Raw genomic sequence first — 9,773 nt, 5'->3', positions numbered from 1 at the left:
TTTATGTCAGGCGCCGCGCCAGCCATAGCCGCGACGGTGACCTCGTCGAACAGCATATTGCCGATGGAGACGGCGTTACGGCTGCCGGGAACATAGGGGGAAGTTTGTTCGCGGTCGAACAGCGCCGCATCGACGCCCTGTGGAATAACCCTGACGCGCCCACCGGCTGGTAGCAGCACGCCGAGCCGTTCCGAGGGCACGCAGACCGTATCGAAACGTCCGATCGCGGCCGCCTGAATATCCTGCAACACGGGCGCAGCACCGACGCTCCGGAGCAGATCGCGACAGAAATAGAGGGTTCGCGCCTTGGAATTAAGCCTCTTCGCATAATCGAAAAAGGCAAGCGCTGAACCGCTTTCGATTGCCACCAGATCAGCCACGGCAAGAGCACTGCGAGCAAAGCGCGGCAGGTAATTGCCGTAGAGCCGGAAGAGCATTTCATTCGCTGTGTTCAGAATGCGATTGCCGGAACTGAAAGCATGCAATGGCGGCAAGTAGGCACCCGCCCTAAGATTCGGTGCAACCGTCTCGAACCGGTTTGCCTGACGCTCCGATAACGCCCGAAAGCGTGGCCGATCCTTCAGCAGGGTCAACCAACTGTGGCCAATCGTCAGGAAATGGACATCATGCCCCTGCTCCGCCCAGCGGGACGCCACAAAATGGACCGACGCCTTGCGGTAACCCCGCAGAAAGACGTGCGACGTCAGAATGACGATCTTTCGTCGCGGTCCGACGCCGTTTTCCGTCGCCGTTCCTTTTCCCAGGTCTGTCACGGGCAACCCCAACTGCGGTTTTCGGTCGGTCTCGCTCATGCCCGACATTCAAATCGTTGATTCAAGCTGCGGCGACGAACCTTCATGTCCGGGGCACTGATATCCGCAGGCAAAGCCCAATATGCATCGATATGAACCGGAAAGCGTCTAACAGGCGGTTAAAGTGGAATTATTAAATCAGACAATCGGCATGTGAAGCTCCACCGGAGCCGCCAGATATCGGACCGGCTATGCCGGGTCACAATATCGCGAAGCGCCCTCCTCTTGCTCACGAGAGACGAACAGGTCATTGATAGCACTTGAAGATCGCCCGCCGAAGGAGCTCCCGTCATGAACGCAAAATACGCACTGCCCGCCCTTTTGGCCTGCACGTGCACCAGCGCCATGACCCCGGCCTTGGCCAAGGATCCCGCCCTATTGGTTCTTCGCGACGGTTTCGATGGTACCGATTTCGATCCGGCGGGCCATCTCTACTATCGCGATAATTCCGAACAGAAGGCAGGCACGGTCGAATTCCAATCGGAGGTGAAGCGCAGCGGCACCGGCGCGCTGAAACTCAGCGTCAAGCCACTCTGTGCACCAGGCAAGGCAAACTGCAGCGAGAGAGCGGAAATCTGGGAGCGCACCAAATATCGCGTCCCTTATGATCAAGGTGTTTGGTACGGTTTTGCGGTCAAATTCGCCGATCCCATTCCGTCAGGCGATCATCGCTATCTCATTGCGCAATGGAAGCGGGAGATTGGCCCTACGGCAAAGGGTGATTTCAGTCCCTTCCTGGCACTGCGGCTGAACAACGGCAAGCTCTTCGCCACAGTCGAAACCAACTATGTCGCCCCGCCAAAGACCTATTCCCACGATGGGGCAAAGGCCTGTGACGGCAACCAGACGCCTGTTTGGTTCCGCTCAGACACCAACCAGATGCGAGCGCTGGTCGCGACCGACAGCAATTGGGGCAAGGACGATGGTCAGGAGTTCACAGGCTGCACGAGCGCCATCACCGTGACTGACCATGGCAACAAGTTGCCGACGCCGGATTCCGGCTGGATCGACTTCGCTATCTATACCAAGCCAGGTCCTGACGGCACCGGCCATATCGAGCTATTCGCCAATAATAAGTGGATTGTCACCATCAAGGGACATGTAGGCCATGCCGACAAGGGACTGGGCAAAAACCAGTATTTCAAGTTCGGCCCCTATCGTGCCGCCGATACGACGGAATGGACGCTTTACTACGACGATTTCCGCCGCTCCCCCAGCTGCGCCGATGTATTGTCGGATCCGAGTCTCTGCCCGATGAAATGAGGATTCCCGTCCGTTTTTGCCGGAAGCGGCATTGCCGGAAAAACATTGGCGGGGCAAATTCAGATTTTCCTTGGATTCGGCTGAACCTTTTTGCCTCTCGTTGGTTATGCCTAATTCAGAGGAGACTAATGAGATGCTCACCACTCATCGCGATTGCAAACATCACGTCAAGAAAAACGCTATTCCTTCCCTTGGCGAAATCGAAGGACGTGTCGCAGTCCTCGAAGTTGTCGCCCAGTCCGCCCTGACGCATGTTTTTTACGAAGGTCATGTCGATTTGGACGCCACGTTGTTGGTGGAAATTCGCAGGGCCATGCATCACAAGTGCCGGGAATTGAAACTCGATGGCGAAGACACCGCTTCCGCGCTCTCCTATGCGGAGGAATTGATCGAGGCAGCTGTGGAGGCTTCGCATCCGGTCCATCAATGATGCCTTCGCGGCCGCGATTTATACTTTTGATCATGGTGGCGTTGGCCGTCGCGCTCGGCGTTATGCTGTTTGTTGTGCCCCATAACGGCAAGAACGGATTCGAAAATCCGGCACCGCACGCGCCGGACCAGAAACCACAATAACCCTTTTCGCAGGCACCTGTGCCAATACGAAACTCGATCTGTATCATATCAGGCTGACGTTAACGTCGGCACGCGAAGTTGATTGCAAACTTCCGAAATCAAAGCAGTCTCTGCCCCGCCCCCGCTCAAGTCTGAGCTTCCAACCACGGTGTAGCGAATGTCTATGATGGTCAACTCGCCCCTTTATCCCGACGATGTCGACATCCTCGCCAGCGCACTCTACGCTTGGTGCGCGGAACGCAGCATCAAACTGCAAAGCCAGGAAGGCCTATCGGCGGCCAATGTAGCGATCAGCCTGTATGAGGCCGGCTATCAGACACAAGACCAGCTGCTCGGTGCTCTGCATGAATACGAGTTTCATTGAAATTCGTAGCACCGATTCAACCGGGCCTTGATGTTACAATAGCAGGACTAAGCCGCCAGCGGCCCCAGCCCCACTATTCAGAGCCATCACGCTGCGGCGGCAGCCTTCCGCAACACGCCGGCGATGCAATCCCGCTCTTCCAGAATGCCGGACCATTCGTTGTCGTGGAATGAGGAGTTGTAGATCAACGTGAACGGGCCTTTATAGCCGGCAACATTGGAGAGCTCGACGCAACGAATATAATCCTCGGTATCGAGACCCCTTTCCGAATAATGCGCCTTGGCATGGCATAGCTCGGCACGCCCCATGATCTTTGCCAGATCGGCATACTTCCCCGGACCTTGCCAATTGCCAAAATCACCATTGAGACCGAGTTTGCCGTCCAGAGCATCAATCACTCGATTGACCTCGACAGGCCCCGGCAGCAGCGAAAACCAGTTTTCAATGACGAGGCGGACGCCGGTGCCTGCCAGTTGATCTGCCAGCCGACGGAGGTGCGTTTCCGCGCGGCTCAGTGTCTCGTCATTCGGCTGCTCCTTGCCGGCGATCACGCGCATATTCTCAGCTCCGAGCGCGACGGCAATCCCGATCCAGCCCGCCATCCAGTCGGCATCACGCTCAGCCGTCTCGGGATTGCTGAGATCCCCGTCTTCGATCAACAGCGTCTGTATCTTCACGCCCGCTGTCTCAAAGGCTTTGCGCAGGTCGGCAATATAAGCGGCCGAGCGGCTCGGCAAATGAAACGAGCATATCTCGATGCGGAAGATGCCCTGTTCGACAAATTGTTTCGGAAGATCGATCAACTCCACTGAGCCTTTGCCATAGGTAGGCTGGCGCTCAGGCGTTTTGGTTTCACCAGGCTTGTAAGCATAAGTGCCGCCAAGCGCACGGTGCAGCGACCATGTGGAAACGGCAAAACGGTCGGTCAAATCCGCCGTAAAAGTCATCTGTCTCTCCTCCTCTTTCTCTCCCGCAGTATCAACCGATACATCAACGCTCGGCCAGCCGCTTGATGAGTGCGATTGCCTCATTCGCCAGACCGACGGTGAGTTCGGACGACGGAAGCGGCCGCGCCAACTTCGCGGCCTGACCGGACCAGAGATTGGTAAAATCGCCGGAGCCCGTCGCCTCCGCCTTAGCGCGCAGCAGTGCCAGAGCGCCACCGGCTGTCGGAAATGCGGGTGCAAGATCCGTGAGCGGCCCAACCTCGCGCATGATGCGGTTCATCACGCCCCTCGCCGGCCGTCCAGTGAAAACATTGGTCAAAGCCGTACTGTCGTCACCAGCATGCTCCAAAGCCGCTCGATGAACCGCAGGAATGTTTGCCTCGGGCGTGAACAAGTAGCTCGTACCAATCTGCGCCGCAGAAGCACCCAGCGCGAAAGCAGCTGCAATTCCGCGTCCGTCCCCGATACCGCCGGCAGCAATAACGGGAATTTTGACAGCATCGACGATCTGCGGCACCAGTGCCATCGTACCCACCTGTGTCGCCATATCCTCTGTCAGGAAATTGCCGCGATGGCCGCCCGCCTCGAAACCCATGGCAATCACCGCATCGACACCACGATCGGCAAGCCATCGCGCCTCCGCCACCGTAGTCGCCGAGGAGATGATCTTTGCTCCAGTGGCCCTTACCCGCCCAACAAGCTCCATATCCGGCAACCCGAAATGAAAGCTGACAACTTCAGGCCGATAGGCCTCGACGACTTCGCAGAAAAAACTGTCGAACGGTGCTCGGCCGCCGGCAGGAACCGGCGCAGCCGGATCAAGGCTAGCCTCGATGTAGTAGGGCGCAAGCCGTTTACGCCACGCCGTTTGCCGCTCCGGATCAATCTCCGGCATAGTATGAGCGAAGAAATTTACATTGATCGGCTTTTTCGTCGCAGCCCTTATCGTATCGAGCGCTAGACGTAGCTGTTCGACATTGTATTGCGCACTCGGCAACGATCCAAGCCCGCCAGCCTCGCTAACCGCGATCACCATCTCCGGCGACGTCGCTCCCGCCATCGGCGCCTGGATAATAGGAAGGGCAATGCCAAATAGATCAAGGATCCGGGTGTCGGGCCATTGGCTCATCGCGCGCGCCTTTCATCGACAATTTCTGCCAGCCAGCTTTATCAGCCCAGCGGCAACGGCGACAATGATTAGTTCAAATCAAAGACATCACGCGCGGGAATATGAACCAAGGTCGCCCCACAGACCCGACTGGCGTATGCCGAAAAACACGGCGTGGAGCCATTACAAAAGCCACAAACGCAAAAAACGCCCCCTCCCGTTAAGGAGAGGGCGAAATAGGGAAATTGCAGGCTCGCGACAACCCGCCATATAGCAACACTGGATCAAGGTACCGCTTTCCCACCTCTGATCCAGCGTGAGATGCTATCGAAGATCAGGTCGGCGATCCACATGGCACAGACACCGACCACGAAGGCTGTGGCATTCATGGCAGCCAAATCCTTTTGCGGCAAAGGCCAATTGACGGCTCTCAGATAGTAAAGTGCAGGCTCCGTTAGGTAAGCTGCTGCAAGCGCCCCACAAATGGGGGACGCAATGATTTCGCGGGCCGTATATCGACGCCGCGACAGACCGCGCAAAATGCCGCCGGAAAGACCGGCGATGACGACCCCGACCTTGATGCCCAAGGCATCGAGAAATTCGTTTATCGCCATAACCCGCCTCTAAAGATGCTTATTGAAATCAGAAATGCACTGTCCCAGCTAAACGATGGCTGAGAAGCACGGCCTCATTTAGTGACTGGCGGTTGTGGCTTCACCAAACCGGAAAGCCCGTCGCGGATGATATTGACTACGATCTTAAGGGTACCGAGACCGGCAACAGCAAGGGCCGTGAAGCTCGGACCAATAGAAGATTGCGAGCATTCCAGGGTGCCATCAGCAAGCTGCGTGCACCCAGTCGCCAGCAGAATGGCGACCAACAGCGCCGAGAGAGTGATCAGTATATTCAAGACATTGTGCAGAGCATTGCTGTTGAACATAAGGTTTCCTTTGGAGCTATGAAATTGGTTGAGATTGTCGAGCGCGACATCGGGTAAGCCCTCGGTCGCGCGCGCCAGTCAGCGCCGCGAAGAAAGCGGAGGTGATGTTTTTCATTGGCTATTTCTTCTGAACGATCTTGAAGGTGGCGTCCGTGGTGATCAGGCCGCTCGCCGTGCCGGGATTGTGACTGCCCGGCATGATGATGCATTTGCAGGCCGGGAGCAGCAGCACCACGCTCAAACCGGCGGAAAAGCCGGCCGGCAGATGTGGAAAGACGCCGAAGACCGGGGTCGTGCCCGCGCCATTTGCCGCCACCGTCTCCGACACTTCGAGAAAGGCGTAGCGGCCGCCATAGCCGACCTGCATCTTGTCGCCGACGATCAGCCGATAACCAGCCGGCAGGCCTTTGAGGCTGAGCGAGGCATTGTCGGCCCCGAGCGCCGCGACGCTGACGCTCGCGGCCCCGAGCTTCGTCCCGTCGGGATCGGCCTGCGGATATTTCGACAGCGGATCATAAAGAAAAAGCGCCTCCTGGGCGCCGTGTAGCTTGCGGATGCGGGCGGCTATCTGTTTCGCCTCCACATTGTACATGTCGGCCAGCGTCACCGTGCCGATCCAGAGCGGTGGCGCCAGCTCCGCCTGCCAGACCCGGCCATCGCCGGAGCCGGAAAGCTCGTCATTGCGCTGAATGTCCCAGACGATGCTGGAGATCTTCAGAAGATCGGCAAAGGCCGGCAGGCTGTAGGGATAGGAAACGGCCATCAGCGCCTCCGGGGATTGCGGTTGATCTGCGCGACGCGATCGGGAAGCTGCTGATTGAAATCATTCAGCCCCTGCCGCGTCGAACTCTGCGCTTCCGATTGCGCGACATTCTTCACATAGGCCTTCAGATTGCCGTCCTCATCCACGGAAACGCCGACCGTGACATGCACGCCGGAAGCGGAACCGGAGGCATCGTTCTGATTGTCGGCCCTGAGGCGACGGACGGGAGCGGCAGCATCCGGCTGCGCCCGCAGCAATTGCGGCCCGCCCTCATCGACCACGCCGCCATCGGCATAGCCGCGCCGCCCAAGCCGCATCGCCTCGACGACGCCGACGCCGCCCGCGCGGGCAATATCCTTCTGGCTCCAGACGACCTCGCCGGCATGAACGATGCCGGCGGGCTCATAGGCGGTGCCAGGACCGGTATAGCCTCCGTCGGCCCATCCGGCGGATAGAGCGCTGAAGGGATCGAAGCCGGAGGTGGGCACGGTTGCATTCGAGCCGATGTTGAAACCACCGCCACCGCCAAATCCGAGCAGGCTTGAGAAGATGCCGCCAATACCGCCGCCACCGAGCAGCCCACCGCCTGCGGCGGCACTGTTGACCTTGAACAGGCTGTTGAGCACATCGTTCAGCAACCTGTCGGAAATCTTAGTGAGCACGGAAATCGCCGCCTTCCCCAGGGATTTCCAAAGGCCCTCGCCATTGCGCAAGCCGCTGACCAGCGTCGAGGCGAAATCGCCGGCAAGCTCGCGGGCATATTTCAGCTGTTCATTGTAGCGAATGATATTGGCCGAGGCCGAATTCATATCGACCGGCAAGCCATATTGCTTCTGTGTCGAGGCGACCGTCTGATCGATGGTCGAGCGGCCCATCTGCTCCTGCTGGAACTGGATATCGCCCGCCAGCTTGGCATTCGCGGTTGCAGTCGCCAAAGCATTGTACTGTGCAATTTTGTTCTTGATATCTTGTATTTGGCCAGGGGCTGCCGCATGAGACTTGTCTTCTGTCGCGCGCAAAAGCTCCAAATTCATTTTCAAGGTTTCGACGGCAATGCTGTTAAGCCCGATAGCCTGAGCCTCCGTCTGCATTTGCTCGATACGCGACTCGACGGACTTTTGGAGGGTGTCATATGCGCTCGTAGCCTCTTGGGCTGGGCGAATCAGATCACGGCTTGAGCCGAGCCCTGCTCCACCGTCGATAGTTTTTGGCGGCTCAAGTGCCTTTTTTTGTGCATTCAGACGTTCGCGTATATCGCTGTATTTGACGGGAGCACCGACATCTGGACCAAATCGATCATCGAAGTTTTTTACGCGCCTAACCGTCTCCTCTTGGGAGTATCGGCTGGAATGAGGTGTCGTACGCACCGCGTTATCTAAACCTTGAACATTCTTCATTGCTTGTAGGGCGATCAAGCCAAACTGCCGAATTTCCTCCAAAGCCTGAGAAAGGTCAGGATGAGCGTTGCTAAGTTCGCGGATTTTCTGATTTAGCTCTTCCGCACTACTTTGATTTGCTTGTAGATTTCGAAGTAAATCATCAAGCACCCGTTGAGGTTCTTGCAATTTACTGGCACCAAAAGGATTTATTTTATTAACTTTACCCTGCATATCGGCAAATGCCTGTGCAACAGGGTCGATTTTGTCACGCAACACCGAGAGTTTACTTTGAGCTGCAACTGCGTCTTTCGAATACTCTCGCAGTTTTTCCGCAGCTTCCTCTGTTATTTTTCCAGAATTCTGAAGCTCAATTATTTCTCTTTGAAATTCTATCGCCTCTATCTTCCCGGACTCAATCGACTTTTTGAATCTTTCAATAGCTTCTATCGCCGGATCAAAAGTAGTTTGCGGTATATAGACTATCTGATCGGCATATGGCGCCTGCTGCCCGAGCATATCTGCAAGAATTGAACGAGACGCCTTTTCACCTTCAGCTTTGAGCGTTTTCTGGGCGCTTTTGTAATCGTCTTTCAGATTGGCGTTTGTGATAGCTGGGCCTAACTTTAAAGCCTCTTCGTTTTGCTCGTTCATTTTCTGATAAGTCGGCCCGAGCTCTGCAATATGCTCTGCATGTCGCTTCAGTATCTCGTCAACGCTCTTAACGTCCCGGCCAGCGTTTAAAAAATATTGTACTGCCGCAGCGCCTGCAAAGGTGAGCGCCTGCGTTACTAAGCCTATGGGATTAAGCATTGTTAGAAATGCATTGCCTAGGCCCTTCACAATCCCAGTAAGCCCCCCTGCTCCGCTGAACATTTCGCCCAATTTTCCGCCTTGTTGAAGGGCAATCATAAATGGGGAGTCGCCACTCGCCATTCGGGTGGAGGCGACTTCGAGTTCCGGATCGCCGGCGTTGGAAACGCCCTTCTGCTTCTGCTGCACCGGCTCATCCAGCGTATTGTAATTGTTGATGGTGGAGTCCGAGCCGAAATCGCCGACCTTGCCCACCTTGCCGACCTGCACCCAGGTCAGCGCGGCATAGGCGGTGGCCGTCAGGTCGGTATTCTGGGCGGTCTCGCATACGTAGACCTTGGAGCCCTTCTTCGTGCTTTTATTCGCCATGGATCATCTCTCCGGTTCAAAGGCGGTGTAGGGAACGGTGACCGGTATTTGCACCCGGTCATCCTCTTGGATCGGGCCTGCGGCCCACGGCTCGCCGCTGATCGTGATCTTCACGCCAGAGGCAAACAGCGTCTTGTTGTTGAAATGGTCGATCACCAGGCCGGCGGCATCGAGCGGCTTGATCAGCCCGCCGCCGGCCTTCCAATAGACGGAAACCTGCAAAAGCCCGCGCTTCTGCTGCGGATCGTCACCCAGCGTCACCTGCCGCGGCTGGCTGGGGATGAAGTTGACAGCCAGATAGTTATCCGGCTTACTTTGCCCTGCGGGCGGAAAGGCAATGCCGGGCTGCGCCACCGGCAGCGGCGGGGTAAAGCTCAGCGCCGCCAGATGGTCCAGTAGCGCCGCCAGAATAATTGCGTCCGTCGCCGTCGCCATGCGTCACCCA

The 9,773-nt window shown here is 56.9% G+C and carries 10 protein-coding genes and 1 pseudogene; 3 read left to right on the top strand and 8 right to left on the bottom strand.

All coding sequences use genetic code 11. The features are described 5' to 3' along the window. A pseudogene (locus PMI03_RS27580) lies at window positions 1-773 on the bottom strand (polysaccharide biosynthesis protein GumK); the annotation flags it as partial. Window positions 774-1,103: 330 nt separating this feature from the next. On the opposite strand from PMI03_RS27580, the gene PMI03_RS27575 reads away from it, so the two are divergent. The 3 genes from PMI03_RS27575 to PMI03_RS27565 all read left to right on the top strand — a co-directional run bounded on the left by PMI03_RS27575 (window position 1,104) and on the right by PMI03_RS27565 (window position 3,012). Next, window positions 1,104-2,075: a polysaccharide lyase gene (locus PMI03_RS27575; protein WP_007701758.1), complete on the top strand. Its 972-nt coding sequence runs from the start codon at window positions 1,104-1,106 to the stop codon at window positions 2,073-2,075. A 16-nt stretch (window positions 2,076-2,091) separates the two neighbouring features. Then, the gene (locus tag PMI03_RS31260; RefSeq protein ID WP_234907088.1) at window positions 2,092-2,505 is read left to right on the top strand and encodes a hypothetical protein; all 414 of its coding nucleotides are present in this window, start codon (window positions 2,092-2,094) and stop codon (window positions 2,503-2,505) included. A 300-nt stretch (window positions 2,506-2,805) separates the two neighbouring features. Then, window positions 2,806-3,012, top strand: coding sequence for a hypothetical protein (locus PMI03_RS27565; RefSeq protein WP_007701743.1), 207 nt, complete (start codon window positions 2,806-2,808; stop codon window positions 3,010-3,012). Window positions 3,013-3,098: 86 nt separating this feature from the next. Here PMI03_RS27565 and PMI03_RS27560 read toward each other — a convergent pair whose 3' ends face one another. The 7 genes from PMI03_RS27560 to PMI03_RS27525 form a co-directional block, all read right to left on the bottom strand. Beyond that, on the bottom strand, window positions 3,099-3,959 hold the full coding sequence (locus PMI03_RS27560; protein ID WP_007701739.1) for a sugar phosphate isomerase/epimerase: 861 nt from the start codon (window positions 3,957-3,959) through the stop codon (window positions 3,099-3,101). A gap of 43 nt (window positions 3,960-4,002) precedes the next feature. After that, window positions 4,003-5,088: a nitronate monooxygenase family protein gene (locus PMI03_RS27555; RefSeq protein ID WP_007701735.1), complete on the bottom strand. Its 1,086-nt coding sequence runs from the start codon at window positions 5,086-5,088 to the stop codon at window positions 4,003-4,005. Between the two features lie 263 nt (window positions 5,089-5,351). Next, window positions 5,352-5,681, bottom strand: coding sequence for a hypothetical protein (locus tag PMI03_RS27550; RefSeq protein WP_007701732.1), 330 nt, complete (start codon window positions 5,679-5,681; stop codon window positions 5,352-5,354). 74 nt (window positions 5,682-5,755) lie between these two features. After that, window positions 5,756-6,007, bottom strand: coding sequence for a hypothetical protein (locus tag PMI03_RS31255; RefSeq protein ID WP_007701729.1), 252 nt, complete (start codon window positions 6,005-6,007; stop codon window positions 5,756-5,758). A gap of 118 nt (window positions 6,008-6,125) precedes the next feature. Further along, window positions 6,126-6,770: a hypothetical protein gene (locus PMI03_RS27540; RefSeq protein ID WP_007701726.1), complete on the bottom strand. Its 645-nt coding sequence runs from the start codon at window positions 6,768-6,770 to the stop codon at window positions 6,126-6,128. Beyond that, window positions 6,770-9,328: a phage tail length tape measure family protein gene (locus tag PMI03_RS31390; RefSeq protein ID WP_007701723.1), complete on the bottom strand. Its 2,559-nt coding sequence runs from the start codon at window positions 9,326-9,328 to the stop codon at window positions 6,770-6,772. Before PMI03_RS31390 ends, PMI03_RS27540 begins: the two co-directional genes overlap by 1 nt. 3 nt (window positions 9,329-9,331) lie before the next feature. Further along, window positions 9,332-9,763 carry a phage tail terminator-like protein gene (locus PMI03_RS27525; RefSeq protein ID WP_007701720.1) on the bottom strand — a complete coding sequence of 144 codons (432 nt, stop codon included), beginning with the start codon at window positions 9,761-9,763 and terminating at the stop codon, window positions 9,332-9,334. Window positions 9,764-9,773 lie beyond the last annotated feature (10 nt).

It is taken from the genome of Rhizobium sp. AP16 (assembly GCF_000281735.1).
GTDB lineage: Bacteria > Pseudomonadota > Alphaproteobacteria > Rhizobiales > Rhizobiaceae > Rhizobium > Rhizobium rhizogenes.
This window is presented reverse-complemented; position numbering and strand designations above follow the sequence as displayed.

Bases quoted from the DNA above. Each gene is read 5' to 3' on its own strand.
- PMI03_RS27560 (WP_007701739.1), bottom strand. From the start codon at position 3,959: ATGACTTTTACGGCGGATTTGACCGACCGTTTTGCCGTTTCCACATGG.
- PMI03_RS31390 (WP_007701723.1), bottom strand. From the start codon at position 9,328: ATGGCGAATAAAAGCACGAAGAAGGGCTCCAAGGTCTACGTATGCGAG.
- PMI03_RS27540 (WP_007701726.1), bottom strand. From the start codon at position 6,770: ATGGCCGTTTCCTATCCCTACAGCCTGCCGGCCTTTGCCGATCTTCTG.
- PMI03_RS27575 (WP_007701758.1), top strand. From the start codon at position 1,104: ATGAACGCAAAATACGCACTGCCCGCCCTTTTGGCCTGCACGTGCACC.
- PMI03_RS27550 (WP_007701732.1), bottom strand. From the start codon at position 5,681: ATGGCGATAAACGAATTTCTCGATGCCTTGGGCATCAAGGTCGGGGTC.
- PMI03_RS31255 (WP_007701729.1), bottom strand. From the start codon at position 6,007: ATGTTCAACAGCAATGCTCTGCACAATGTCTTGAATATACTGATCACT.
- PMI03_RS27555 (WP_007701735.1), bottom strand. From the start codon at position 5,088: ATGAGCCAATGGCCCGACACCCGGATCCTTGATCTATTTGGCATTGCC.
- PMI03_RS27525 (WP_007701720.1), bottom strand. From the start codon at position 9,763: ATGGCGACGGCGACGGACGCAATTATTCTGGCGGCGCTACTGGACCAT.
- PMI03_RS27565 (WP_007701743.1), top strand. From the start codon at position 2,806: ATGTCTATGATGGTCAACTCGCCCCTTTATCCCGACGATGTCGACATC.